The sequence below is a fragment of the Streptomyces sp. NPDC045470 genome (genome assembly GCF_040646595.1).
Taxonomy (GTDB): domain Bacteria; phylum Actinomycetota; class Actinomycetes; order Streptomycetales; family Streptomycetaceae; genus Streptomyces.
Genome location: NZ_JBEZAN010000024.1, coordinates 27,617 through 52,597, shown reverse-complemented (window position 1 = coordinate 52,597; position 24,981 = coordinate 27,617). Strand labels below are relative to the sequence as shown.

Genomic DNA, 24,981 nt, shown 5'->3' with positions numbered 1-24,981 from the left:
TGGATCGCGACGGCGACGGAAAGGGGCGCGGTATGACCGGGAACGACGAGCGGGTGGCGCGCGCGGGGGCGGCGCTGGAGACGTACACGCTCTCCGGGCAGGGCTGGCGGGCGAGCCCGAGCGAGACACTCCAGCGGGTGCTGGCCGACCTGATGCACTGGTGCGACGCCACGCAGCGCGGCTTCGAGCGGTCGCTGGCGGCCGCCCGGGAGCGGTACGGGGAGGAGAGAGCGTGAGCGAGTGCCGGGCGGGGTGAGGGCGCCGGGCCGGAGGGCTCCCGTACGGGGGACGGGAGCCCTCCGGCCTTCGCGCTCAAGCGCGTGCCCGACCCCCGTGCGGGTGCGTGCCGAGCGCGAAGGGCGGGGCCGGGCGCCTGTTCTCACCCTCCGTACGGGCGGGCCTCCCGGGCCTCTCGCAGGGCCTGGGCCCACCAGGCCAGTTGGTCCAGCAGCACGGTGGCGGCCCGGTCGGCGTCCAGGGGCTCGCGCAGCGTCCCGTCGTCGTCGAAGAGGCTGCCGGCCATCGGGAAGCTGACCGTCTCGCGCACCGTCGTCGCGTGCAACTCGGCGAACACCAGACGCAGTTGCTCGACGGCGCGCAGGCCGCCGGAGATGCCGCCGTACGAGACGAAGCCGACCGGCTTGGCCTGCCACTCCTGGTGCAGCAGGTCCACGGCGTGCTTGAGCGGGGCGGGGAAGGAGTGGTTGTACTCGGGGGTGATGACGACGAAGGCGTCCGCGGCGCCGACGCGCTTGGCGTAGGACGCCATCTCCTCGCTGCCGTACCGCAGTTCGTACGGGCCGATGTCGGCGAGGTCGAGCACGTCGACGACGACGTCGTCGCGGCGGCCGGCGTGTGCGGTGAACCAGTTCGCGACGACGGGTGCGAACCGGCCCTCGCGGGTGCTGGCGACGATGACGGCGAGGGTGAAGGGGCGCTCGGGCATGGCGGGTCCTCCTGAAAGCGGTGGAGCGGAGCCGGTGGTCGGCTCCGGGACCAGACGCTAAAACCTCAACCAAAGTTGATGTCAATGCCTGGCCCTGGGCTCACCCGCGCCATCGCGCCCGGCGGCCGCCCCGGTCCTCCCGGCGGCCCCGGCCCTCCCGGCGGCCGTCCGCGCACCGGCCGCCCCGCGTCATTCCGCCCGCGTCACTCCACCCGCGTCACTCCGCCCCGAAGAGCGTGAGCAGGTCCGTCTTCTGGAACATCCGGGCCGTCTCCACCGCCGACGGCGTGCCCGCGGCCGGGTCGGCGCCGTGCGCCACCAGGAGGCGGACGATCGCGTCCTCGCCCTTGAAGACGGCGCCGGCCAGCGGCGTCTGGCCCCGGTCGTTGGCGCGGTCCGGGTCGGCGCCGCGCTCCAGCAGGGCCGCCACCGCGTCGGCGTGGCCGTGGTAGGCGGCGAGCATCACCAGGGTGTCGCCCTTGTCGTTGGTGAGGTTGGCGGGCACGCCGGCGTCCACGTACGCGGCGAGGGTGCCGGTGTCACCGTGCCGTGCCAGATCGAAGACCTTGCCCGCGAGCTGCAGCACCTCGGGGTCGTGCGCGTGCTCGGTCGTGTCGGGACTCTGCGGCTCCGTGTTCGCGTCACTCATGGTCGCCGGCCTCCTGCTCGGGTGGTGCGGCGGTGTCCTGCAACTCCCGCCTGGGCCTTTACTTGTCCCCGCCACCCTATTCAGCACACCTGCCGGGCGGCCCCGGCGCGCGCCGGGGCTCTGCCCGGGTACCTCAGAACTCGTCCGGGCACCACGGCCGGCGTGCCGTGCGCAGCAGGAGGCCGGCGGTCGTCAGGGCGCCCGGCCGCTCCTCGTCGACGCGGCCCAGCGCGGCCAGCCGTACCGCGGACTCGTCGCCCAGGTAGAGCGACGCGAAGGCGCCCACGTCCAGGGTGAGGTCCGCGGCGCGGTCCGTACGCGTACAGGTGGCGCCGTCCGGTCCGGCCTCCAGGAGGTAGCGTCCGTCGGCCAGTTCCGCTGCGTCCCTGACCTCCAGGACGAGGGAGCCGGCCACCGGGTACGTACGCGCCTCCAGCAGCCGGGGAATGTCCAGCGGCCGGGTCCACAGGTAGTCGGAGTGCCGCACCGTGCGCGCCGCGCGCGGGTCGCCGAGGCGGTGCGGCAGCAGGTCGTCGGGCGGGCGGAGGCCGGTCCTGACGTGCAGGACCCAGTCGATCGAGCACAGGAACAGCCACAGGGCCCGCTCGGCGGCCGGGGTGGTCGCGGTCAGGCGGTCGACGGTGAGGGTGTTCTGCGGCATCTGGTGTTCCCACACGTCGGTCGTCCGGTACGTGACCAGGCCCTCGACCTCGCCGGACGCGGACCGGTGGACGGCGTGGAAGCGCCGGCTCGCGGGGACGTGCGGCAGCGGGACGACGCCCGTCTGGACCTGCCACCAGACGGCGGGCAGGTCGACCGCGCCGGGCTGCCCGGCGCGGAACCGTTCGTGCAGCGCGGGGCCGATCTCCCGGACCTCGGCGGCGTCGGCGAAGTCGACCCGGCCGCCGTCGTCCGGGCCCGCGTGCCGCGGGTCCAGCGCGGCCCGTGCCACGTCGATGTGCCACTCGGTGGCCCAGGCGGTGGGACCGAAGCCGTACCGCCCGTATATCGGGTACTCCGCGGCGATGAGTGTGGCGAGGGCGTCCCCGCGCTCCTTGGCGGCCCGCAGGTCGTCGGTCATCATCCGGGTGAGCAGCCCGCGCCGCCGGTGGGTGGGCGAGACCGTCACGGACGTGACGGCGTCGGCGGACACGCGAGCGCCGCCGGGCACGGTCAGCTCCTGCGGGAAGCTGCGGAACGTGGCGACCCAGCGGCCGTCTTCGTACGCGCCCTGGGTGCGGTCCGGGACGTAGTTGCCGCGGCGGAACTCGATTTCTTCCTTGGACACCTCGGGCGGCCGCAGGAAGCCCACGGTCACGGCTCGCATCCAACCGGGGATGTCCGCGTCGCCGACCTTGCGCAGCTCGATGCTCATGCCCGTACGGTAGCCACGGTGCTGTACCGCCGTCGCGGCATTTTCGCGGGCGGGCCGGGCGCCCGGAAGGCGGGCGCCGCCCCCGGAAGCGGGCCCCAAAAAGCCCGGCGCCGCACCCCTCGAAGGCCCGGCACCGCCCCCTCAGAACGCCGCGCGTATCTCCCCGACCCGCTCGGCGCCGCCCAGCAGCGGCACCTCCTCGATGCGCTCCAGCACCGGCGACTCGACGCCCATCAGGCGCAGCACCCGGGCGAGCACCGGGCCGAGCGTGCGGCCGGCGCCGTCGTCGACCTTGAACGCCAGCGCTCGCCCGTCCGGCAGCGCCACCGCCTGCACGGCCTCCGCACCCATCTTGGACAGCACGCCGGGCAGCGCCTGCATCAGCCAGGTGTCGGGGCGGCGGGTGCCCGCCACGTACTCCGGGTGGGCGCGCATCGCGTCGGCCACCCGTCGCTCCGGCGTGCCGGCGTCGGCCAGCACGAAGTGCCGGAACGAGCGGGCCAGGCCGGTCAGCGATATCGCCATCAGCGGCGCGCCGCAGCCGTCCGTACCGATGTGCTCGACGCGCTCGCCGCTGGCGGAGCGCACCGTCTCCAGGGCCAGTTGCTGGAGCGGGTGGTCGGGGTGGAGGTAGGAGTCCAGCGGCCAGCCGTTGGCGGCGCAGGCGGCCAGCATGGCGGTGTGCTTGCCGGAGCAGTTCATGGTCAGCGGCTCGCGCACCCGCCCGGACGCCAGGTACGTCTCCGCCTCCACCGGGTCCAGCGGCAGGTCGGGCGGGGTCTGCACCAGCTCGGGGGCCAGGCCGTGCTCGCTGAGCATCTTCTGCACGAGGTCGAGGTGAAAGCTTTCGCCGGAGTGGCTGGCGGCGGCCAGCGCCAGCCGTTCACCCGACAGGTCCAGGCCCGCCCGCAGGATGGCGGCGGCCTGCATCGGCTTGTTGGCGGAGCGCGGGAAGACCGGGGAGGTGATGTCGCCGAGCGCGGTCTCCACACTGCCGTCCGCCGCCAGGACCACCAGGGAGCCGCGGTGCCGGCCCTCGACGAAGCCGGAACGCACGACCTCGGCGAGGACAGGGGACATACCGGGCAGGGCGGGCCCTTCGGTAACGGTGGAGGAGCTCATCGGGGGCCTTCCGGGGAGTGACCCGCGATCCCCCCGGAACGGTGCGGCCGCCGGGTCAGGAGAGCAGGTCGTCTACTTGTGCTTCACCTTCACGGTACCTGCGGGCGATCTCGGCACTGCAATCGTCCGCGGTGCGCTGCAACGCCTGGCGCCGCCGGGAGACCTGCTGCTCGTAGCGGACCAGGCGGCCCATCGCGTCGTGCAGCTCCTGGTCCGTGCGGGCCGTGAGGTCGGACAGCTCCACCTCGCCGAGCATCTGCTCCGCGAGCTGGCGGTACTCCTCGCTGTGCGGCATCCCGAGCGTCACATGGCGGGCCGAGGAGCGGTGCTGGGACGGCCCGTCCGTCAGGATCTCCGGCAGCCGGTCCAGCAGGGGCGAGTGCGGGGCCGTACGGCGGGTGCTCTCGGCCCGCAGGATGTCGATCCGGCCCTGCAGCAGCCGCCGCACATAGCTCAGGTCGGCCTCCTCCTGCTGCGCCTCGCGCCGCAGGACGCGCAGGTCGGGCAGGCCCAGCCGGTGCAGGTCGGGCCGCGGGACCGGGCGGAAGCGGTCGCGTTGCAGCGGTGGCCGGTGCGGCGCCGTGCCTGCCTGGAACATGGGGCCGTCCTCCGTGCGGGCGGGCCCGGCGGGTGCCGGGGCCGGCGGGGTCGTACGGGCCGCCGTCGGCGCCGTACGGGCGATCGGTACGGGTCCGGGGGTGTGCCCGGGACCGGCAGTGCTCATGAGTCGTTCCGTCCCCTCGTCCGGTGCGGCCGTGCGGGCACGTTGTCCGCGCGACGCACCGCGTGCACGCATCGTGCCACTGCGGGCGGGCCGTCCGCAGGGCCAGCCATGGCCATGGCACCCGAACGGCCCCGGGAGGGTACGGCTGTCGGAGGCCCGGGCGTGCCGTGCATCATGGGCGGTATGCGAGCTGTGGTGCAGAGGGTCGACGGCGCACGCGTCGAGGTGGACGGCGGGACGGTCGGGGAGATCGTCGGGGAAGGGCTGTGCGTGCTGGTCGGAGTGACGCACGACGACACCCCGGAGAAGGCGGCGCAGCTCGCCCGCAAGCTGTGGTCGGTGCGCATTCTGGACGGCGAGAAGTCCTGCTCGGACACGGGTGCGGGCCTGTTGGTGATCAGTCAGTTCACTCTCTACGGTGACGCCCGCAAGGGCCGTCGGCCCACCTGGAACGCGGCGGCCCCCGGCCCGGTGGCCGAACCCCTCGTCGACGAGGTCGTCACGCGGCTCCGCGCGCTGGGCGCGGAGGTCGCGACGGGCCGCTTCGGCGCGGACATGAAGGTCTCGCTGACCAACGACGGCCCGTTCACGGTGCTCCTGGAGGTCTGAGCCGCGGCTCGACCGCCGCGGCTCCCTCCCGGCTGCCCTACGGCTCGACCACGACCTCCTGCGCCGCCGCGGTGCTCTCCACGAGCAGCGGCGCGTCGACGGGCACGTTGCGCTTGACCAGGGCCAGCGCGATGGGGCCCAGCTCGTGGTGGCGGGCCGAGGTGGTGACGAAGCCGAGCTGGCGCCCGTCGGCACCGTCGGCGGCGAGGCGTACGGGCGCGCCGTGCGGCGGCAGGTGCACCTCGCTGCCGTCCAGGTGGAGGAAGACCAGGCGGCGCGGCGGCTTCCCCAGGTTGTGGACGCGGGCCACCGTCTCCTGGCCGCGGTAGCAGCCCTTCTGGAGGTGCACGGCGGTGCCGATCCAGCCCAGCTCGTGCGGGATGGTGCGGTGGTCGGTCTCCCGGCCCAGGCGTGGCCGGTGCGCCTCGACGCGCAGCGCCTCCAGGGCCAGCGTGCCGACGGCGGGGCCGTTGGCCGTGGCGAAGGCCGCCAGGTCCGCGCGGGGCAGGAACAGGTCCCGGCCGTGCGGGGTCTCCCGGACGACGGCGTCCTTCGGCGCCTCGGCGATGGAACCGGCCGGCAGGTGGACGACCGCGTAGTCGTCCGTACGGTCGGCGACCTCGACGCGGTAGAAGAACTTCATGCTCTCCAGGTAGGCGATGAGCGCCTCCTCGTCGCCCGGCTCGGTGTGCAGCCAGGTCGTCTCCCCGTCGTCGACGAGGTAGAGGGCGTGCTCGATGTGGCCGTTGGCGGAGAGGATCAGGGCCTCGGTGGCATGGCCGGGGGCGAGGTCGGTGACGTGCTGGGTCAGCAGCAGGTGCAGCCAGCTCAGCCGCTCGGGGCCGCTGACGGTGACCACGCCGCGGTGCGAGAGGTCGACGAGGCCGTGGCCGTCCGCGAGGGTGCGTTGTTCGCGGAACAGGTCGCCGTAGTGTGCGGCGACCCCTTCGTCGGGGGCCTCGGCCGGGACGGCACCGGGCAGCGACAGCAGCGGACTGGCTTCACGTGGGCGCGGCATACCCCAAGCGTACGACCGGCTACGCGACAGGCCCCGACCCGCCCTCGGCGGGCGGCCCGCCGTCCGGTGTCCGCGCCGCGCCGGTGCCGGTGCCGGTGCACGCCGCGCAGCGCCCGAAGATCGCGAAGTGCTTCAGGTCCGTGTCGAAGCCGAACGTCTCCCGCAGCGTCGCCGTGAACGGTGCGGCCACCGACAGATCGGCTTCGATCACTTCCGAGCAGTCCCGGCACACCAGGTGGATGTGGTGGTGCCGGGACGCGAGGTGATACGTGGGCGCGCCGTGCCCGAGGTGGGCATGGCTGACCAGCTTCAGCTCCTCCAGCAGCTCCAGTGTCCGGTAGACGGTGGAGATGTTCACGCCGCCCGCCGTCCGGCGCACCTCGGTGAGGATGGCGTCGGGGGTGGCGTGTTCCAGCTTGTCCACCGCCTCCAGCACGAGCTGCCGCTGCGGGGTCAGCCGGTACCCGCGCTTGCGGAGGTCGCTCTGCCAGTCGCTGCTCACCACACCGACAGTGTAGGAGGACGTTCAGTGGCCGCCTACGTTCCGCAGGTAACCGGAGAGCGCGGCGACGGCTGCCGGGTTGCGCGGGCTCTCCACCAGGTCGGCGTAGTCCAGTACGAAGATGCGGTCGTTCTTGATCGCCGAGACGTTCTTCAGCGGCCCGTACGACTTCAGGAACGCCTTCTTCTGTTCGGCGGTCGGCGTGCCGTAGTCGTTGATGACGATCACGTCGGGGTCGCGTTCGACCACCGATTCCCAGCCGACCGTGGTCCAGGAGTCGTTGAGGTCCTTCATGACGTGGTCGCCGCCGGCCTTGGTGATGATGTCGTGCGGCCCGGCGAAGCGGCCGGAGGTCATCGGCTTGTCCTGGCCGCCGTCGTAGAGGAAGACGGTGGGCCGTGCGCCGTCCTTGGGGGCCTTGGCCTGCGCGTCGGCGATCTGCTTGCGGTACGTGGCGATCAGCGCGTCCGCCCGGTCCTCGACGTCGAAGATCTTCCCGAGGGTCTTCAGGTCGGTGTAGAGCGCGTCCAGCGGCGGCATCACGCCGCGTGCGCTGCCCTGGCCGCCGTCGGATCCGTTGCGGCACGACTCGGTCAGGACGTAGCTGCCGATGCCGAGCTTCTTCAGGGAGGCCGGGGTGACGTCGCTGTCCTCGCCGAAGCCGTAGTTCCAGCCCGCGAAGACCAGGTCGGCCTTGGCGTCCAGGGCGATCTCCTTGGTGATCGTCTTCTTGGAGAGCCACGGCACCTTGCCGTACGCGTCCTTCCAGGCGACGGCGTCGATCCTGCCCCGGTACTCCGGCATGACGTACCCGGCCATGTGGTCCTCCAGGCCGAGCGCGAACATGATGTCGGCGATCCCGACGTCGTTGGTGACCACCCGCCGCGGCGCCTTGTCGTACGTGGTCCGCGTCCCGCAGTTCTCGATCGTGACCGGGTAGTGGCCGGACCCGCCGCCCGGCCCGGACGCCTGGGCGGCGCCCTTCTTCCCGTCCTCGGCGACGTGCGCGCCGCAGCCGGTGAGCACGGCGAGCGTGAGGGCGGTGAGCAGGGCGGCGGAGCGGTGGCGGGTACGCATGGGGGGCCTCATGAGGTGGTCGGTGCGTCGGTACGGGCGGGCAGGCGGTCGAACAGCAGTTGGACGACGCCGGTCTCCGGATGCGGTACGCGGTGCGCGCGCACCCCGAACACCTCGGCCAGCAGCTCCGGGCCCAGCACGTCGTGCGGCGCGCCGGAGGCGACGATGCGCCCGCCGGAGATGACGTACAGCTCGTCGCAGTGCACGGCCGCCAGGTTCAGGTCGTGCAGCGCGGTCAGCACCGTCAGCCCGCTGTCCCGGACCAGCGCCAGCAGCTCGAGCTGCTGCGCGATGTCGAGGTGGTTCGTCGGCTCGTCCAGCACCAGCACCCGCGGCTCCTGGGCCAGCGCGCGGGCGATCAGCACCCGCTGCTTCTCGCCGCCGGACAGGCTCAGGAAGGCCCGCCCGGCGAGGTGGGCGGCGCCGGTACGGTCCAGCGCGTCCTCGCACACCCGCAGGTCGGCGGCGCTCGGCCGCCCCGACCCGCGCTGGTGCGGCAGCCGCCCCATCGCGACGACCTCGGCGGCCGTGAACCCGAACTCGGTCGCCGACTCCTGGGGCAGCGCGGCCAGGTGACGGGCCCCTTCGCGTACGCCCATGGCGTGCAGGTCGGTGCCGTCCAGCCGTACCGTCCCGGCGGCCGGGCGCAGCGCGCGGTAGGCGCAGCGCAGCAGGGTGGACTTGCCGCTGCCGTTGGGTCCGACCAGCCCGACGACCCGGCCGCTGTCCGCGTGCAGGGTGATGTCGTGCACGAGCCGCGCGCCGGCCACGTCCACGGACACCGCGTCGATGTCGATCCGCATCAGGCACCGCCTCCGTACGTACCGCCGTGGCCCCGCATCGGACACCGCATGGGGCCCCGCACCGGGCACTGCATCAGGACCCGCATCAGACCCCGCCTCCGAACGTGTAGCCGCGCCGCCGCATCAGCAGCACGAAAGCCGGCACCCCGAGCACCGCGGTGATCACTCCGACCGGCAGCTCGACGGGCGCCAGCAGCACCCGGGACAGGATGTCCACCCACACCATCAGCACCGCACCCAGCAGCGGCGCCACCGCCAGCACCCGGCGGTGCCCGGCGCCCACCAGCATCCGCGTCACGTGCGGCACCATCAGCCCCACGAAGCCGATCGCCCCGCTGACCGCGACCACCGCGCCGGTGACGGCCGCGGTGACCGCGAACAGCTCCCGGCGCAGCCGCCCGGGGTCCACGCCGAGCGCGGCGGCCGACTCGTCGCCCATGGCCAGCGCGTTCAGCCGGCCCGCGGAGAGCATCAGGTACAGCAGCGCCCCGGCCACCGCCACCGCGGCGACCGGCAGCGAGCCCCAGCCCGCCCCGCTGAGGCTGCCGAGCAGCCACATCATGGCGGACCGCGCCGCCTCGCCCCGGTCGGCGGCGAAGACCATCAGGGTGGAGAGGGCGGAGAAGCCGTAGTACATGGCGGAGCCGGTCAGGACCAGGCGCAACGGGGTCAGGCCGTGCGCGCTGCGGGCCGCCGCGTAGACCAGCACCATGGCCAGCAGCGCCGAGCCGAAGGCGGCGGTGGACAGGGCCCAGACGCCGAGGGCGCCGAGCGAGCCGAAGAGCAGGACGGCGTTGGCGCCGACCGCGGCGCCGGAGGAGATGCCGAGCACGAAGGGGTCGGCGAGGGCGTTGCGCACCAGGGCCTGGACGGCCACGCCGATGGCGGACAGCCCGGCGCCGACGACGGCGGCCAGCAGCGTGCGCGGGAAGCGCAGCTCCCACACGATGGTGTAGGCGGAGACCTCGTCGGAGGTGATGGTCCCGCCGCTCAGCCCGGCGCCGAGGTGGCGCAGCACCTCGCCCCACCCGACACCGGAGGCGCCGAGGCCGACGCCGCACACCAGGGACGCGAGCAGCACGACGGCGAGCCCGGCGGCCAGCGGCACGGTGGGCAGCGGCGAGCCGGTACGGGGCCGGTCACCGTCGGGCCCGACGGGTGCGGAGGCGGAGGCGGCGGTACGGGCTGGGGCGGCCAAGGGGCGTACGCCTTCGGCTCGGGCCGCGTCCGTACGGTCCGGGGTGACGGCGCGTGGCGCGAGGCCCGCGGCGGTGTCCCCTCGCAGTCCACGGCGAGTTGATCAGGAACCGGCGCCCCCGCGGGTGATCGGGCTGGCGGAACACGCGGTTCCGCACACCGTTGCGGGTCAGCGCCGGACTCTCACCGGACTTCCCCCGCCGGGGCGCTCTGCGACCTGTGGAGGTCTGCTTGTCTACTTGAAGAAGGCGATGCCGTCGTCCGGCAGGTCCTTGATGTCCTTGGCCCACTCGCGCGGGTCGACGACCTTCTTCAGGTGCGCCGACATGTACGGACGCAGCGGCACCTCGGGGGTGGCCTTCTCGCCGACCCACATCAGGTCGCTGTTCACGTACCCGTACAGGCGCTTGCCGCCGCTGTACGGGCCGGAGGCCGCGGTCCGCGCCACGGCGTCGGTGGCCAGGTCGATCTGCGGCTTCTGGTCGGCCAGCTCGCCGTACCAGACCTCCGCGACGCCGCCGTCGCGGATCATCACGATCTCGACCTTGCGGTCCTTGTCGATGCGCCAGTAGCCGGACTCGGTCTCCAGCGGAGCGACCTTCTTGCCCTCGCCGTCGAGCACCCAGCTGTGCGAGGTGTATTCGAGGAAGTCACGGCCGTCGTGCGTGAAGGTGACCTCCTGGCCGAAGTTGCACTTCTCGGAACCGGGGAAGTCGGCGACGCCGGCACCCTCCCAGTTGCCGAGCAGGAAGGCGAGGGGCACGAGGGCCGGGTTCAGGTCGGACGGGATCTCGATCATCAGCTCAGGCGATCTGTGTCGGGGAAGTCTGGTGTGTTCGGGGTTCTCAGCGCTGGCCCTGGTACAGCTTCTTCCAGGTCAGCCCGGCGAAGGCGACGACGCCGACGGCGACCAGGACGAGCAGGGTGGTGAAGACTGCCTCAAGCACGAGCGCGCTCCTCGGACGGAGTGAGGTGTTACGGACCGGAAGCGAGTCTAGTCGGCGTGCTCGGTGGTGGCGCTGTGAGGTCGGTCCCGCCGGGAGCCCCGGGCGCCTGACGCACCCGGGACACCCGGCGCCGCCGGTTCAGCTCAGGAGCTGCTGCTGGAGGGCGACGGTCTGGTAGAAGGCCGTCGGTACGGTGCCGCCGGGGCGGGAGTGGACGACGAGGGCGACGGTGTCGCCGGCGAACAGGTAGGCGTACCGCACGGAGCGGGCGCCTCCGGAGCCGGTCTGCCGGTACACCTCCACAGCGGAGTCGAGGACGTCGCCCGGCCGCGCCTGCACGGCCGACTCGTAACCGTCGTCCCGTACGACGGTCCGCGCGTCCCGCAGGTTGACGACCGTGCCCTTCCAGTCGTTCAGCACCGTCAGGCGGAAGTACTGGGCCACCGCCGCGCTCTCGAACTGGACCAGGTGGACCCGGGCCCGGGTGCCGTCCGGCATGGTCCAGCCGCGGGAGGCGGTACGGCGCGGGGCGTAGTCGGCCAGGTGCCGTCGCAGCAGGTCGCCGGAGGGAGCCTCGTACTCCGCGGTGAAGGCGGCGGTGTCCGGCGCGTCCTTCCCGCCGGTCTTGTCGAGGTCCACCGCGGCACCCTCGGGAGCGGTCAGGCGCAGACCGCCGAGGTCGGCGTGGTGGACGCCGGAGGGACCGCCGGCGGTGGCGCCGGGCGTCTTCGCGAAGGGGGCGGGCGCGCCGTGGGGGAGCGGTGGCCGGTGCTGTTCCGGGTACGGCCAGCGGCCGTCGCCCGGCGTGCCCAGACCGGGCAGGTCGGTACGGTCCGCCGCGGTGATCCCGTAGGCGATGCCGGTGCCGAGGAGGCCGCAGACCACGAGGGCCGCCGCGACGCGTGGGAGGGACCGGCGGAGGTGGCGCGGGCGGCCGGCGGCAGGCGGTGTGCCGGGGTCCGCCGGGCCGGCGGGGCCGTCCACGGTCAGTGAGCTGCTGTCGGTCATGCGGTGCCTCCGTGCGTGCCGGACCGTCGGAGCTGCTGGGACAGGTGCCGGGCCCCGCGCGAGGTGTCCAGCCCTTCGGGCCCGTAGGCGGTCAGGACGACCAGGCGGTCTCGCACTTCCCCGGCGCACAGCATCGCTGCCATGCCTTCCGGGCCGGACTCCGCGGGCAGGACGCAGCGCGCGTCGGGGTGGTCCGCCGCACGCGGCCCGGTACGGACTCCGTCGCCCACGAGGGCGGCGGGGAGGCCGCCGGCGGCGCCCGGCTTCAGGCGCAGGAGCTGCACCTCCAGGATCTGGCCGGGCGCCCGGTACGTGCGTACGGCCGACTCGACGACGCCCCGGCGCCGCAGCGCGGAGAAGAAGGCGTCCCGCCGCCCGTCGGGCAGCCAGGCGGACAGCTGCCGTGCCAGCAGCTCGGACTGCTCGGCGCCGACCGTGCTGTCGTTGCGGAAGGAGCCCGGATCGGGCCCGTACGCGGGCCCTCCCGGGGCGGGCAGCAGCTCGGCGCGGAGCGCGGTGGCTCCCGCGCCGGTGGCCTGCGGATCGCCCATGGTGCGGGGCGGGGCTTGGGCCGGGGCCTTCATGAGATTGTCGAGTTGTCGCTGGGCCAGGGGGCGCAGGGCGGCCTCGTCGAGGGGCTTTGTGTCCTGGAAGGTCATGTCCATGACGACCGTGCCACGCCGGGCCAGCGCGCGGGCGGTGTACAGGGGCGCGCTGCCCGGGAACTCCCGCGCCTCTGCCTCCACGTGCAGCGCGCCGGAGGCGGTCCCGGCCAGTTTCACCTCGTGCGCGTGCCGCGTCGAACTGTTCTCCCGCCCCTCCCGCACATACCGCGCAGCGCTCGCGTCCCACATGTCGCGGAACTGGACGAGATCGGTCCGGACGGTGAGGTCGCCGAGGCCCCAGATGTCGTGCGCGACCCGTTGGAAGCCGCTCGTGACCAGCGCCTTGAAGTGTTCGCCGGGCCCGGTGTAGTCCGCGGCGAACTCGTCCAGCCGTAGCCGGTGACGGCCGAAGACCTGTGGCCGCGCCCCGGCCGGACGTGGGGCGAGCAGCACGTCCAGATCACCGTCGGACCACGGCGCAGCCGCAGGCCGTGGCGCCGCTTCCCCGGTCCCCTGCGCCGACTGGGCCGCCACGCCCGCGGCCAACGGCGGCAACGGTGTCGGCGGCCGTCCGTACTGGACGGCGTAGCCCGTGGCCACGCCCCCGACGACACCGAGCGCGGCGCCCAGGGCGATCAGCGGGCGCGTACCGCCCGCACGGTGCGCCAGGCGGCGCCATAACCCCGGGCGGGGTGGCTGGTCAGGACGGTCGGGCTGCACGTGGCCCCCAGAAAGATCGTGTGCTGGTCGGACAACTGACCAACTGCGGGGCCGAATGGTTGCGTTGGCAAGCGTTCTAAAGTGGCCGTATGGCGAAGAAGCTGGTGATCAAGGTGACGGCGGGGGCGGACGCCCCCGAGCGGTGCTCGCAGGCGTTCACGGTGGCGGCGGTGGCCGTGGCCAGCGGGGTGCACGTCTCGCTGTGGCTGACCGGGGAGTCGGCGTGGTTCGCGCTGCCGGGGCGCGCGGCGGAGTTCGAGCTGCCGCACGCGGCGCCGCTGCCGGATCTGATCGACTCGATCGTGGCGGGCGGCGGCACGATCACCGTGTGCACGCAGTGCGCGGCCCGCCGGGACATCGAGGAGAAGGACCTCATCGAGGGCGCCCGGATCGCCGGGGCGCAGGTCTTCGTGAGCGAGGTCATGCCGGACGGGGTGCAGGCGCTCGTCTACTGAGGGCGCGGCGGCCCGGGGCGGTCCGGGCGGCGGCCCGGCGGCTGCCCGGGGCGCCGCCCGGCCGACGGCCCGGGACGTGGCTCAGCGGCGGCCCGAGCCGGAGCCGGACCCGGAGCCCGGCCCGGGCCCGTGGTCGTCGATCTCACGCCACCACCGGTCCGACTCCGGGTCGCCCGACTCGTCCCACCAGCGCTCACCCGGCTCCCGCCGGTTGCCGACGATCGCCGCGAACGGCGGGATGACCATGGCGACCACGCACATCGCCACGGCCGCCGGCACGGACCACAGCCGTACCACGCCCCACGCCAGGACGAAGAGGGCAAGACAGACGCCCATCAGGGCGAAGTACCGGCGGTGCCGGCGCTGCGCGGGCGGACGCTGGTGCGCGGACATGGTTCCACCGTAGATCCGGCCGGGGTGGCTGGGAAGCGCGGCGGGCCGCACCCCGGCCAAGGCGTCCAACCCCCTGGGGTGCGGCCCGTCGGCCGTACGTACTCGTACCGTGTCAGACGGCGATCGCGACCTCCGCGAGGCCACCGTGCTGCGCGACGACGGTACGGTCCTTCGCGGTCGCGCCCGGGACCAGGGCGCGCAGCGTCCAGGTGCCCTCGGCCGCGTAGAAGCGGAACTGCCCGGTCGCCGAGGTGGGGACCTCGGCGGTGAACTCGCCGGTGCTGTCCAGCAGGCGCACGTAGCCGGTGACGGGCTGGCCGTCGCGGGTCACGCTGCCCTGGATCGTGGTCTCGCCCGGCTTGGCGGTCGAAGCGTCCGGGCCGCCGGCCTTTGCTCCACACATATGAGTCGTCCTTGGTGAGGTGGGGTGAGGGGAACGGGAAGGCGGTGCGCCTACTTCGCGGCGCCGAGCTCGATCGGCACGCCGACCAGCGAGCCGTACTCGGTCCAGGAGCCGTCGTAGTTCTTGACGTTGGACTGGCCGAGCAGCTCGTGCAGCACGAACCAGGTGAGCGCCGAGCGCTCGCCGATGCGGCAGTAGGCGATGGTGTCCTTCGCCAGGTCCACGTTCTCGGTCTCGTAGAGCGCCTTGAGCTCGTCGTCCGACTTGAAGGTGCCGTCGTCGTTGGCGTTCTTCGACCACGGGATGTTGCGGGCGCTCGGCACGTGGCCGGGGCGCTGCGACTGCTCCTGCGGGAGGTGCGCAGGGGCGAGCAGCTTGCCGCTGAACTCGTCGGGGGAGCGCACGTCGACCAGGTTCAGGTTGCCGATCGCGGCGACGACGTCGTCACGGAAGGCGCGGATGGAGGTGTCCTGGGCCTTCGCCTTGTAGTCGGTCTGCGGGCGGTTCGGCACCTGCGAGCCGTCGACCAGGTCGCGGGAGTCCAGCTCCCACTTCTTGCGGCCGCCGTCGAGCAGCTTGACGCTGTCGTGGCCGTAGAGCTTGAAGTACCAGTAGGCGTACGAGGCGAACCAGTTGTTGTTGCCGCCGTAGAGGACGACGGTGTCGTCGTTGGCGATGCCCTTCCCGGAGAGCAGCTTCTCGAAGCCCGCCTGGTCGACGAAGTCGCGGCGCACCGGGTCCTGGAGGTCCTTCTGCCAGTCGATGCGGACGGCGTTCTTGATGTGGTTCTTGTCGTAGGCCGAGGTGTCCTCGTCGACCTCGACGATGACCACCTTCGGGTCGTCGATGTGGGCCTCGACCCAGTCGGCGTCCACCAGGACGTCGCTACGGCTCATGTTGTTCTCCTCCGGGGCAGTTACGGGGCACGCGTACGCCGGTGCGCGCTGCGGCGAGGGACGCGGCGCTGCGTGGGGAAGTGGCAGGTGTGGCCTCAGCGGGCCGGGCGGAGACGGGGGAAGAGACCGCCCGTCAGGCAGTGCGACAGAGCATGGCGGCGACGCGGCACAGGTCGACTGCCCGCCGCTTCGTGAGGATCGCCTGTCCCCGCGAACGGGAACCGCTCAGAGAGCTCTGCATGCGACCGATCGTAGGGAGGGGCGGCGGGACGTGTCACCGGCGTGTCGGATGCTGAGACGTGCCGGTCCGTATCGTGGTACGGAGGGGTGGTGCGAGGGGCGTGCGGACCGTACCGCCGCGGCCCGCGCGCCGGTCGGGGTCTGGCGTGCGGGACGAGGTGTCTCAGTGTGCGGACGGCCGGGCGATGGGTGGCGATTCGACCTGTTTCCGGCGGCCGGGGGTGGGGGGAGCCCCGGCCGGGCGGTGTGCCGGGCGGATCAGCCGGGCAGCTTGACGTCCTTGCCGCTGGCCGAGATCGAGAGGCCCTCCCGCGTCGCGACCACCTTGTCCAGCTTCAGGCCGCCGGGCAGCCGGTTCAGCTTCCACTCGTGGTCGGTCTGTGCGCGGACCTGGTCGCGGCAGGCGGAGAGCTGGGAGCAGAGGGCCGGGAGGGTGTCGGCACGCAGCCGGACGGTGTCGCCGTTCACGGTGCTCACCGTGCCGGTGACCTCCAGCGAGTTCAGCATCGGCAGGTTCGGCAGGTTCGGGGAGATCTTCACCTGGCTCTTGCCGTTCTTCTCGCCGCCGTAGCTCACCTTGATGTTCCTGCCCGAGGCGGTGGTCAGGTCCGCGTACGAGATCCGGGCCTCGCCGGTGGCGCTCGCGGCGCGCTCGATCGAGGTGTAGTCGCTGGTCAGCTTCACGTCGTGGAACTGCGCCGACAGCTCCTGGATGCGCAGGGTGTGACCCTCGGCGGTGGCGTTCAGGCCGTCGATCCTGGCGTCCACCCGGTCCAGGCTGCGGCCCGCGACCTGGGTCAGGAACGGGAAGCCGGTGATGGACACCTCCGGCGTACGGTCCAGGCCCTGGCTGCTGCGGATCTTGTCAGCGGCCTTGTCCTCGGCGAAGTTCACGGCGATCCGGTCGGCGGCCACGAACAGGCCGCCGAGTATCACGACGATCACCAACAGCACTCGCAGTGCGCGCATCGAACCACTACCCCCAGGCGTGGGGCCGAAATCGGCCCGGTTTTTCCGGGTCAGGCCCCCGGTCTGCTGCGTGCGAGCCTAACCGGACGAATGGGGGAGGTGCCTTTTCCGGCCGGTGACCGGGGTGTCCCGGGGCGTCTCGCGGTGTCCCGCGGTGTCCTGGGGTGTTCCGCGGTGTTCCGGGGTGTTCCGGGGTGTCTCGCGGTGTCACGCCGCGTGAGCTTCGGGGCTTCGGCGCGGCTACGCCTGGGTAGGCCCCCGGTGGGGGAACGTGTGCGATCGCCCAGTAGGGCGCGCAGCCGACGCCAGCCCGACGCACGCCAGCCCGACGCACGCCAGCCCGATGTCAGCCCGACGAACGGCCGACGAACGGCCGGAGGCGGGCCCGGGATCGTCACCGGGCCCGCCCATGACAGCCGGCGCTCAGGCCAGCGCCCGCCCCAGCACGTAGATCGCCGGGGCCGCCAGGGTCAACGGCAGGGCGACGCCCGCCGTCATGTGCACGAAGCGGGACGGGTAGTCGTAGCTGGCCACCCGGAGGCCGATCAGGGCACAGCCGCCGGCCACCAGGCCCAGCAGAGCGCCGGACGCGCCCAGACCGGTGAGCTGGCCGACCGCGATGCCCGCGCCGGCGCCGCCGAGCAGGGCGACGACCAGTGAGGCGGCCGACGGCAGCGGCAGCGCGCGGGCGAGGGCGGTCACCGCGACCGCGACACAGCCCACCGTCACGGCGTGCGCCGTGGCGGCGAGCTGCCCGGCGGCCAGGACCACCAGGGCGCTGGAGGTGAGGCCGGCGGTCAGCGCGTACATCCGCTCGTCCGCGCTGCTGCGGTTGCGCAGTTGGAGGACGAGGACGAACAGGCACCAGACGCCGAGGGTGCCGATGGCGACCACGGGCGCCTGGTCACGTTCGGTGGCCAGCAGCGCGACGTCGGTGGTCACACCCGCCAGGAAGGCGAGGGCGATGCCCTGCCGGGCGGGCCACATGCCGTTGAGGCGGAACCAGCCCGCTGCGGTGACGGCCTGGAGGAGTACCACCGGCACCATCAGGGCCACTCGGGGCAGCGGCGCGGCGAGGGCGAGGAGCAGGGCCAGGACGGCGGTGAGGGCGGCGGGCCGCAGACCGGGCGGGATGATCGGCGAGCGGCCTTCGGCACGGGCGCGCTGGTTGGGCGCGAGCCGCGACAGGTCGGGCGCGGGCTCGGCCGCGGACCGCTCGGGTTCCGGCGCGGCCCGGTGCCGGGACTGGGCCCGGGGCTGCGGCTGCGGGGCGCGGGCGGCGGCCGGTTCCGGGGTCTGCTTCGGCAGGTACGCGGTCTCTTCGGCGGACCGGTCCGGTGCGGACGGGCCGGGGTTCGCCGGGTCCGGGCCGCCCACGACGGGCAACTGGACGCCGGTGTCCCAGGTCGGTGCCGTCCAGATCTGGGTCTGCGGATCGTCCTGGCCGCCGCCCGTGGCGTACGCGTCGGATCCGTACGGGGAGGAGCCGTGCGAGGAGGAGCCGTACGAGCCGGCCCCGGACGCGTGCTGTCCCTGGGCGGGACGGCCGTCCGGCCCGGTGGCGTACTGGCCGGACCGGCCGGTCTGTCCCTGCTGCCCGTACTGGTTCTGCTGCCCGTACTGGCCGGACTGACCGGCTTGGCTCTGCTGCCCGTACTGGCCGGTCTGCTGCTGCTGTCCGGCCGCCGCTGGCCAGGCGGTCTGCTGCGGCCGCCCGTACGCGTCGTAGGTCTGCTGGGGGTGTTGCTGCGGGGGCTGCTGCTGGCCGTACGCCGGGGTTCCGTATGCCTGGTGCTCGTACGGCTGCTGCCCGTAGCCCTGCTGCGGCGCCTGGCCGTACGTGCCGCCGTGACTGCCGTACGACTGCGGCGCCGGTGTCCCGTACGCGTCGCCGGACCCGTAGGAACCGTGCGCGTCGTACGGCGCCTGCGAATCGGCCGCGGGCTGCTGCGGGTGCGCGGGCTGCTGCGGCTGCTGCCGCTGGTCCTGCGGCTGGTACGGGTCGTAGGACCCGTAGGGATTCTGCGGCTGGTTCTCGCTCATGGTCTCGCTCATCCTCCCGCGAACGGCGGCAGGACCTCGACGGTGCCGCCCTCGGCCAGCCGGACGGCCGCGTGGTCGCGGCCGCCGACCGGGTCGCCGTCCACCAGGAACGAGCAGCGCAGCAGGACGCGGGCGAACTCGGGGTTCGCGGCGTGCCGCTCGCGTGCCGCGGCCAGTGCCTCGGCGAGTGTCGCCGCCGCGTACGGCTCCTCGGCGGTGCCGGCGGCGGCCTTCGCCGCGGCCCAGTAGCGCACGGTGCCAGTTGTTGTCACGGCGGCCTCTTCATCTTCATCGTCGTTCGTCGTGCGTCGTCAGGGGCCTCCATGATGGCGTACGCCGCGGCGGGTGCCGTTCCGGGCAACTTCGGCGGCTGTCCGGACAAGTTCTGGCAAAACCTCCTGCTTCGTTCAAGTGGTACAGGGAAATTCGATTGCCGCGGGCAAGGGCTCGCATAGGCTCGAACAGTGTTGGTCCGATTGGCGCGGGCGCATCTGCGGCCCCACATGCGCCCCATATCCCTGATCGTGCTGCTCCAGCTCGTCCAGACGCTGGCCACCCTCTACCTGCCCACCCTGAACGCCGACATCATCGACAACGGTGTCGTCAAGGGGGACATGGGTTACATCCTGGGCCTCGGCGGCGTCATGGTCGCCGTGACCCTGCTGCAGATCGCCTGCTCGGTCTGCGCCGTCTACTTCGGTGCCCGCACAGCCATGGCACTGGGCCGTGACATCCGGGCCGCGGTCTTCGACCGGGTGCAGTCCTTCTCCTCCCGCGAGGTGGGCAGGTTCGGCGCGCCGTCCCTGATCACCCGCACCACCAACGACGTGCAGCAGGTCCAGATGCTGGTCCTGATGACGTTCACGATGATGGTGGCGGCGCCCATCATGTGCGTCGGCGGCGTGGTGATGGCGCTCAACCAGGACGTACCGCTGTCCGGTCTGATCCTGGTCATCGTCCCGGTCCTGGCGATCCTCGTCTCGCTGGTCACCCGGCGGATGCGCCCGCTGTTCCGCGGGGTGCAGGACCGTATCGACACCGTCAACCGGGTGCTGCGCGAGCAGATCACCGGGATACGGGTCATCCGGGCCTTCGTCCGGGACGGGTACGAGCGCGAGCGTTTCGCGGGCGCCAACCACGACCTGTACGACGTGTCGCTGCGCGCCGGCCGGCTGATGTCGCTGATGTTCCCGCTGGTCATGCTGGTGGTGAATGTGTCGAGCGTGGCCGTCGTGTGGTTCGGCGGACACCGCATCGACAGCGGCGGCATGCAGATCGGCGCGCTGACCGCCTTCCTCAGCTACCTGATGTACATCCTCATGTCGATCATGATGGCGACGTTCATGGTGATGATGCTGCCGCGCGCCGAGGTCTGCGCCGAGCGCATCCAGGAGGTGCTGGCCACCGACACCAGCGTCACCCCGCCGGAGCAGCCGGTCACCGAGCTGCGCCGGCACGGTGAACTGGAACTCCGGAACGTCGAGTTCCGCTTCCCGGGTGCCGAGGAGCCGGTCCTCAAGGACGTCTCGCTCGTCGCCCGCCCCGGCGAGACCACCGCCGTCATCGGCTCGACCGGCAGCGGCAAATCCACCCTCCTGGGGCTGGTGCCGCGGCTGTTCGACGCGACGGGCGGCGCGGTCCTGGTGGACGGCGTGGACGTCCGCACCCTCGCCCCCGAGACGCTGGCCACCGCCATCGGCCTCGTGCCCCAGAAGCCGTACCTCTTCTCCGGGACCGTCGCCACGAACCTGCGCTACGGCAACCCGGACGCCACCGACGAGGAACTGTGGCACGCGCTGGAGATCGCGCAGGCCCGGGACTTCGTCGAACGCATGGAGGACGGCCTGGACGCGCCGATCGCCCAGGGCGGCGGCAACGTCTCCGGCGGGCAGCGGCAGCGCCTGGCCATCGCGCGGGCGCTGGTGCGCAAGCCGGAGATCTACCTCTTCGACGACTCCTTCTCGGCCCTGGACTACGCCACGGACGCCGCGCTGCGGGCCGCGCTGGCCCGGGAGACCGGCCGGGCCACCGTCGTCATCGTCGCCCAGCGCGTCTCCACGATCCGCGGCGCCGACCGCATCGTCGTCCTGGACGAGGGCCGGGTGGTCGGCACCGGCACGCACACCGAGCTGATGGCGGACAACGAGACCTACCGGGAGATCGTCCTGTCCCAGCTCACCGAGCAGGAGGCGGCGTGAGCAGCCAGAAGGCCCCGCAGCAGCGCGGCCCCGCGCCGGCCGCCGGGCCCGCGCGCATGATGGGCGGCCAGCCCACCGAGAACGTCATGGACTTCAAGGGCTCCAGCCTGCGGCTGCTGCGGCAGATGAAGCCCGAGCGGGCGGTCATCTGGGTGGCGCTGGCGCTGGGGCTGCTCAGCGTCGCGCTGAACGTGGTCGCCCCCAAGGTCCTCGGCCACGCCACCGACCTGATCATGGCGGGCGTCGTCGGGCGGCAGTTGCCCGGCGGCATCAGCCGGGCCGAGGCCGTCGCGCACCTGCGGGCGCAGGGCGAGAACGGGCTGGCCGACATGCTCGGCACGATGCCGGTCGTGCCCGGCGTGGGCATCGATTTCGGCGCGGTCGGCGTGGTCCTGCTGTGGGTCTTCCTGATCTACCTCGGCGCCTCGTTCTTCGGCTTCGTGCAGGCCCGGATCGCCACCCGTGTCGTGCAGCGGACCGTCTTCCGGATGCGCGAGCAGGTGGAGGAGAAGCTGGCGCGGCTGCCGCTGCGCTACTTCGACAAGCAGCCGCGCGGCGAGGTCCTCTCCCGCGCCACCAACGACATCGACAACATCGCGCAGACGCTCCAGCAGACCCTGAGCCAGATCGTCGCCTCGCTGCTGACCATCGTCGGTGTGCTGGCGATGATGTTCTGGATCTCGCCGCTGCTGGCCCTGGTCGCGCTGGTCACGGTGCCGGTCTCCATCCTCGTCGCGACCAAGGTCGGCAAGCGGGCGCAGCCCCAGTTCGTGCAGCAGTGGAAGACCACCGGCAAGCTCAACGCGCACATCGAGGAGATGTACACCGGCCACTCCCTGGTGAAGGTCTTCGGCCGCCAGAAGGAGTCCGCCGAGCTGTTCCGCCGGCAGAACGAGGCGCTGTACGAGGCGGGCTTCAAGGCCCAGTTCATCTCCGGGATCATCCAGCCCGCGATGATGTTCATCGGCAACCTGAACTACGTCCTGGTGGCGGTGGTCGGCGGTCTGCGCGTCGCGTCCGGCGCGCTGTCCATCGGCGACGTGCAGGCGTTCATCCAGTACTCCCGGCAGTTCAGCCAGCCGCTCACCCAGGTCGCCTCCATGGCCAACATGGTGCAGTCCGGCGTCGCCTCGGCGGAGCGGGTCTTCGAGCTGCTGGACGCCGAGGAGCAGGAGCCGGACGCCGCCCGGCCGCAGCGCCCCGGGCACGTCAGCGGCCATGTCGTCTTCGAGGACGTCTCGTTCCGCTACGAGGACGACAAGCCGCTCATCGACGCCCTGTCGCTCGCCGTCCACCCGGGCCAGACGGTGGCGATCGTCGGCCCGACCGGCGCCGGCAAGACCACGCTGGTCAACCTGCTGATGCGGTTCTACGAGGTGCGCGGCGGCCGGATCACCCTGGACGGCGTGGACATCCAGGCGATGACCCGGGAGGGGCTGCGCTCCCACATCGGCATGGTCCTCCAGGACACCTGGCTCTTCGGCGGCACCATCGCCGAGAACATCGCCTACGGCGCTCCCGAGGGCACCTCGATGGACAAGATCATCGAGGCGGCCAAGGCCACCCACGTGGACCGCTTCGTGCGGACCCTGCCCGACGGGTACGACACCGTCATCGACGACGAGGGCGGCAACGTCTCGGTGGGCGAGAAGCAGCTCATCACCATCGCCCGGGCGTTCCTCGCCGAGCCGGCGATCCTGGTCCTGGACGAGGCCACCAGCTCGGTCGACACCCGCACCGAGGTGCTCATCCAGCACGCCATGGCGCGGTTGCGCACCGGCCGCACCAGCTTCGTGATCGCGCACCGGCTGTCCACCATCCGTGACGCGGACCTGATCCTGGTCATGGAGTCCGGCGCGATCGTGGAGCAGGGCACGCACGACGCCCTGCTGGCGGCGGACGGCGCCTACGCGAAGCTGTACGCGGCGCAGTTCGCGGAGCCGCTGGCGGAGGCGGAGTGAGCGCCCGCGGCTGAAGCCCGGCCGACGGTCCGTGCGCGACGGTCCTGTCGACGGCCCGTAGCACCCGGCGGCGGCCCGTACCTCTCACGGTACGGGCCGCCGCCGTGGTCACGTCGCCTGTTCCGCCACCCGTTCGGCCGTCCATGCCGCGATCCGTTCGAGGAGTTCCCGGGGCGCCGCGTTCTCCGCGTGGCCGAAGCCGCGCTCCAGCCACAGCGCGCTGGTCGCCGGGTCGGCGGCCGCGGCGAGCATCCGGGGGTGGTCCAGCGGGAAGTACGGGTCCCGGTCGCCGTGCACGACGAGCAGCGGGGTGGGCGTGATCCGCGGGACGGCCGCCACGGGGGAGAGCGGCACGGGGTCCCAGTCCTCCGGGTGGACACGGGTGCGCAGCCCCAGGCGGGACACCAGGCGCCCCGTGGGCCGCGTCACCACCCAGTGCAGCCTGCGCATCGAAGCCGTACCGCGGTAGAACCACCGCGCGGGAGCGCTCACCGACACCACCGTGTCGGTATGCGCATCCGTGCGCCCCTCGCGCGCCCCTCCGTAGAGCGCGGCGTGCCGCAGCACGACCGAGCCGCCCATCGAGAAGCCCACGGTCGCGACCCGGCGGTAGCCCAGGGCGCGCGCCCAGCCGACCGCCGCGGCCAGGTCCAGCACCTCGCGGTCGCCGACCGTGGAGCGCCCGCCGGACCGCCCGTGGCCCCGGAAGGAGAACGTGATCACGCCCGCACGCTGGGCGAAGACCGCGGCCGCCCGGCGCAGCGCGGGCCGCTCCAGCGCCCCGGTGAAGCCGTGCGCGAGGACGACGGCCAGACCGTCCGCAGGGGTGCCCGAGGGGGCGTGCGACGGCAGGTGAGCGGCGTCGATCCGGACCCCGTCCGCCGTCAACAACGACGTGCGCCGGCCACTCGAAGTGATCGACGGAACACAAGATCGCGCAAAATCCGCCTCGGGTCCGGAAGTCATGTGGGCTATTCTGCTGGGCAAGAAGGATCCGGGCAGCGTTGCCCCCGGGTCCTTTTGTGCTTTCACCCGCGTTCACGCGCGGATGAGCGCACCGGCGCTCCACAGGGCCCTGAACGGGGCTCGGGAGCCACCCGTACGAAGCAGTGCCGCATACGCCCCCATGGCCAGGAGCGGGCATGGGAGGGGCCCCGTTCGCAGGGACCGAGGAGGAACCAGACGCAATGGGCGAGCGAAGCGTGCAGGACACCAAGGGCAGTAAACGGCCGGCCGGGACCCGGGCGGGTGATCGGCGATGAGCTCGCTGCTACTGCTGACCAACGCCCTCCAGCCCTCGACGGAGGTGCTCCCCGCGCTCGGCCTGCTGCTGCACAGCGTGCGGGTCGCCCCCGCCGAGGGACCGGCCCTGGTGGACACCCCCGGGGCCGACGTCATACTGATCGACGGGCGGCGCGACCTGCCGCACGTACGGTCGCTGTGCCAACTGCTGCGGTCCACCGGCCCCGGCTGCCCCCTCGTGCTGGTGGTGACCGAGGGCGGTCTGGCCGCCGTCACCGCGGACTGGGGCATCGACGACGTGCTGCTCGACACCGCGGGCCCGGCCGAGGTCGAGGCCCGGCTGCGGCTGGCCATGGGGCGCCAGCAGATCACCGTCGACGACAGCCCGATGGAGATCCGCAACGGCGATCTGTCGGTGGACGAGGCGACCTACAGCGCCAAGCTCAAGGGCCGGGTCCTGGACCTGACCTTCAAGGAGTTCGAGCTGCTCAAGTACCTGGCGCAGCACCCGGGCCGGGTCTTCACCCGCGCCCAGTTGCTCCAAGAGGTCTGGGGCTACGACTACTTCGGCGGCACCCGCACCGTGGACGTGCACGTCCGTCGGCTGCGGGCGAAGCTGGGGCCCGAGCACGAGTCGCTGATCGGCACCGTACGCAACGTCGGCTACCGCTTCGTCACGCCGGAGAAGCCCGAGCGCGCGGCGGAGGACAAGGAGCCGCAGGGGCGGCGCGGCGGCCGGGCCGCGGTGAACGGCGACGGTCCGCAGGACGGCGCGGGCGCGGGCGTGCGCCGTTCCGCGCCCTCGCGCGCCGGCGCCGGGAGGGAAGCCGCCGTGGCTCGGCCTGCCAAGAGTTGAGGCCACCCGCGTAGACTGCCGCG

Annotated in this window: 27 protein-coding genes and 1 riboswitch; of the genes, 6 read left to right on the top strand and 21 right to left on the bottom strand. The window is 72.9% G+C overall.

Annotated features, from left to right (window positions below):
* Window positions 1–32 precede the first annotated feature (32 nt).
* Window positions 33–236 (top strand): hypothetical protein, encoded by a 204-nt coding sequence (locus tag AB0A97_RS37035; protein ID WP_361158956.1) that lies wholly within the window; start codon window positions 33–35, stop codon window positions 234–236.
* Window positions 237–379: 143 nt separating this feature from the next.
* Here the strand turns inward: AB0A97_RS37035 and AB0A97_RS37030 are convergent, their stop codons facing one another.
* The 5 genes from AB0A97_RS37030 to AB0A97_RS37010 all read right to left on the bottom strand — a co-directional run bounded on the left by AB0A97_RS37030 (window position 380) and on the right by AB0A97_RS37010 (window position 4,816).
* Window positions 380–946 carry an NAD(P)H-dependent oxidoreductase gene (locus AB0A97_RS37030; protein WP_361158953.1) on the bottom strand — a complete coding sequence of 189 codons (567 nt, stop codon included), beginning with the start codon at window positions 944–946 and terminating at the stop codon, window positions 380–382.
* Window positions 947–1,163: 217 nt separating this feature from the next.
* The gene (locus AB0A97_RS37025) at window positions 1,164–1,595 is read right to left on the bottom strand and encodes an ankyrin repeat domain-containing protein (protein WP_361158950.1); all 432 of its coding nucleotides are present in this window, start codon (window positions 1,593–1,595) and stop codon (window positions 1,164–1,166) included.
* A gap of 133 nt (window positions 1,596–1,728) precedes the next feature.
* Window positions 1,729–2,970 (bottom strand): GNAT family N-acetyltransferase, encoded by a 1,242-nt coding sequence (locus AB0A97_RS37020; protein ID WP_361158948.1) that lies wholly within the window; start codon window positions 2,968–2,970, stop codon window positions 1,729–1,731.
* Window positions 2,971–3,111: 141 nt separating this feature from the next.
* Complete coding sequence (locus AB0A97_RS37015; RefSeq protein ID WP_361158946.1) at window positions 3,112–4,092, bottom strand: asparaginase; 981 nt, start codon at window positions 4,090–4,092, stop codon at window positions 3,112–3,114.
* Window positions 4,093–4,147: 55 nt separating this feature from the next.
* Entirely contained in the window at window positions 4,148–4,816 is a 669-nt protein-coding gene (locus AB0A97_RS37010; protein WP_361158943.1) for an ABC transporter substrate-binding protein, read from the bottom strand.
* 183 nt (window positions 4,817–4,999) lie between these two features.
* On the opposite strand from AB0A97_RS37010, the gene dtd reads away from it, so the two are divergent.
* The gene (dtd, locus tag AB0A97_RS37005; RefSeq protein WP_361158940.1) at window positions 5,000–5,425 is read left to right on the top strand and encodes a D-aminoacyl-tRNA deacylase; all 426 of its coding nucleotides are present in this window, start codon (window positions 5,000–5,002) and stop codon (window positions 5,423–5,425) included.
* 37 nt (window positions 5,426–5,462) lie between these two features.
* Here the strand turns inward: dtd and AB0A97_RS37000 are convergent, their stop codons facing one another.
* The 8 genes from AB0A97_RS37000 to AB0A97_RS36965 all read right to left on the bottom strand — a co-directional run bounded on the left by AB0A97_RS37000 (window position 5,463) and on the right by AB0A97_RS36965 (window position 13,302).
* The gene (locus tag AB0A97_RS37000; protein WP_361158937.1) at window positions 5,463–6,443 is read right to left on the bottom strand and encodes a folate-binding protein; all 981 of its coding nucleotides are present in this window, start codon (window positions 6,441–6,443) and stop codon (window positions 5,463–5,465) included.
* Between the two features lie 19 nt (window positions 6,444–6,462).
* Window positions 6,463–6,948 (bottom strand): transcriptional repressor, encoded by a 486-nt coding sequence (locus tag AB0A97_RS36995; RefSeq protein WP_361158934.1) that lies wholly within the window; start codon window positions 6,946–6,948, stop codon window positions 6,463–6,465.
* A gap of 21 nt (window positions 6,949–6,969) precedes the next feature.
* Entirely contained in the window at window positions 6,970–8,022 is a 1,053-nt protein-coding gene (locus tag AB0A97_RS36990) for an ABC transporter substrate-binding protein (protein WP_361158931.1), read from the bottom strand.
* A gap of 8 nt (window positions 8,023–8,030) precedes the next feature.
* A complete protein-coding gene (locus tag AB0A97_RS36985; protein ID WP_361158929.1) occupies window positions 8,031–8,825 on the bottom strand; it encodes an ABC transporter ATP-binding protein in 795 nt (264 codons plus the stop codon).
* A gap of 85 nt (window positions 8,826–8,910) precedes the next feature.
* Complete coding sequence (locus AB0A97_RS36980; protein ID WP_361159066.1) at window positions 8,911–9,942, bottom strand: iron ABC transporter permease; 1,032 nt, start codon at window positions 9,940–9,942, stop codon at window positions 8,911–8,913.
* Between the two features lie 182 nt (window positions 9,943–10,124).
* Window positions 10,125–10,262, bottom strand: a riboswitch (cobalamin riboswitch).
* Window positions 10,258–10,821 carry an FABP family protein gene (locus AB0A97_RS36975; RefSeq protein ID WP_030592261.1) on the bottom strand — a complete coding sequence of 188 codons (564 nt, stop codon included), beginning with the start codon at window positions 10,819–10,821 and terminating at the stop codon, window positions 10,258–10,260. (Overlaps the previous riboswitch by 5 nt.)
* A gap of 286 nt (window positions 10,822–11,107) precedes the next feature.
* On the bottom strand, window positions 11,108–11,977 hold the full coding sequence (locus AB0A97_RS36970) for a hypothetical protein (RefSeq protein WP_361158925.1): 870 nt from the start codon (window positions 11,975–11,977) through the stop codon (window positions 11,108–11,110).
* Window positions 11,974–13,302 (bottom strand): hypothetical protein, encoded by a 1,329-nt coding sequence (locus AB0A97_RS36965; protein ID WP_361158923.1) that lies wholly within the window; start codon window positions 13,300–13,302, stop codon window positions 11,974–11,976. The genes AB0A97_RS36970 and AB0A97_RS36965 overlap by 4 nt, the downstream gene beginning before the upstream one ends.
* 89 nt (window positions 13,303–13,391) lie before the next feature.
* On the opposite strand from AB0A97_RS36965, the gene AB0A97_RS36960 reads away from it, so the two are divergent.
* Window positions 13,392–13,757 (top strand): DsrE family protein, encoded by a 366-nt coding sequence (locus AB0A97_RS36960; RefSeq protein WP_030021046.1) that lies wholly within the window; start codon window positions 13,392–13,394, stop codon window positions 13,755–13,757.
* An 81-nt stretch (window positions 13,758–13,838) separates the two neighbouring features.
* Here the strand turns inward: AB0A97_RS36960 and AB0A97_RS36955 are convergent, their stop codons facing one another.
* The 7 genes from AB0A97_RS36955 to AB0A97_RS36925 all read right to left on the bottom strand — a co-directional run bounded on the left by AB0A97_RS36955 (window position 13,839) and on the right by AB0A97_RS36925 (window position 18,973).
* Window positions 13,839–14,150: a DUF3099 domain-containing protein gene (locus AB0A97_RS36955; RefSeq protein ID WP_361158919.1), complete on the bottom strand. Its 312-nt coding sequence runs from the start codon at window positions 14,148–14,150 to the stop codon at window positions 13,839–13,841.
* Between the two features lie 112 nt (window positions 14,151–14,262).
* Window positions 14,263–14,553, bottom strand: a complete 291-nt coding sequence (locus AB0A97_RS36950; protein ID WP_361158917.1) for a DUF1416 domain-containing protein — start codon at window positions 14,551–14,553, stop codon at window positions 14,263–14,265.
* A gap of 50 nt (window positions 14,554–14,603) precedes the next feature.
* Window positions 14,604–15,449: a sulfurtransferase gene (locus AB0A97_RS36945; protein WP_361158914.1), complete on the bottom strand. Its 846-nt coding sequence runs from the start codon at window positions 15,447–15,449 to the stop codon at window positions 14,604–14,606.
* A gap of 133 nt (window positions 15,450–15,582) precedes the next feature.
* Window positions 15,583–15,690, bottom strand: coding sequence for a putative leader peptide (locus AB0A97_RS36940; protein ID WP_361158912.1), 108 nt, complete (start codon window positions 15,688–15,690; stop codon window positions 15,583–15,585).
* 257 nt (window positions 15,691–15,947) lie between these two features.
* Entirely contained in the window at window positions 15,948–16,658 is a 711-nt protein-coding gene (locus AB0A97_RS36935; RefSeq protein WP_361158909.1) for a DUF2993 domain-containing protein, read from the bottom strand.
* 423 nt (window positions 16,659–17,081) lie between these two features.
* Window positions 17,082–18,701 carry a hypothetical protein gene (locus tag AB0A97_RS36930; RefSeq protein WP_361158907.1) on the bottom strand — a complete coding sequence of 540 codons (1,620 nt, stop codon included), beginning with the start codon at window positions 18,699–18,701 and terminating at the stop codon, window positions 17,082–17,084.
* Window positions 18,702–18,709: 8 nt separating this feature from the next.
* Window positions 18,710–18,973: a MoaD/ThiS family protein gene (locus tag AB0A97_RS36925; RefSeq protein ID WP_238783586.1), complete on the bottom strand. Its 264-nt coding sequence runs from the start codon at window positions 18,971–18,973 to the stop codon at window positions 18,710–18,712.
* Between the two features lie 192 nt (window positions 18,974–19,165).
* Between AB0A97_RS36925 and AB0A97_RS36920 the strand changes: the two genes are divergently transcribed.
* Window positions 19,166–20,899: an ABC transporter ATP-binding protein gene (locus AB0A97_RS36920; protein ID WP_361158905.1), complete on the top strand. Its 1,734-nt coding sequence runs from the start codon at window positions 19,166–19,168 to the stop codon at window positions 20,897–20,899.
* Between the two features lie 59 nt (window positions 20,900–20,958).
* Window positions 20,959–22,860, top strand: coding sequence for an ABC transporter ATP-binding protein (locus AB0A97_RS36915; RefSeq protein WP_361159062.1), 1,902 nt, complete (start codon window positions 20,959–20,961; stop codon window positions 22,858–22,860).
* Between the two features lie 108 nt (window positions 22,861–22,968).
* Here AB0A97_RS36915 and AB0A97_RS36910 read toward each other — a convergent pair whose 3' ends face one another.
* A complete protein-coding gene (locus AB0A97_RS36910; protein ID WP_361158903.1) occupies window positions 22,969–23,826 on the bottom strand; it encodes an alpha/beta fold hydrolase in 858 nt (285 codons plus the stop codon).
* Window positions 23,827–24,118: 292 nt separating this feature from the next.
* On the opposite strand from AB0A97_RS36910, the gene AB0A97_RS36905 reads away from it, so the two are divergent.
* Complete coding sequence (locus AB0A97_RS36905; protein ID WP_361158901.1) at window positions 24,119–24,958, top strand: response regulator transcription factor; 840 nt, start codon at window positions 24,119–24,121, stop codon at window positions 24,956–24,958.
* The last annotated feature ends 23 nt before the right edge of the window (window positions 24,959–24,981 follow it).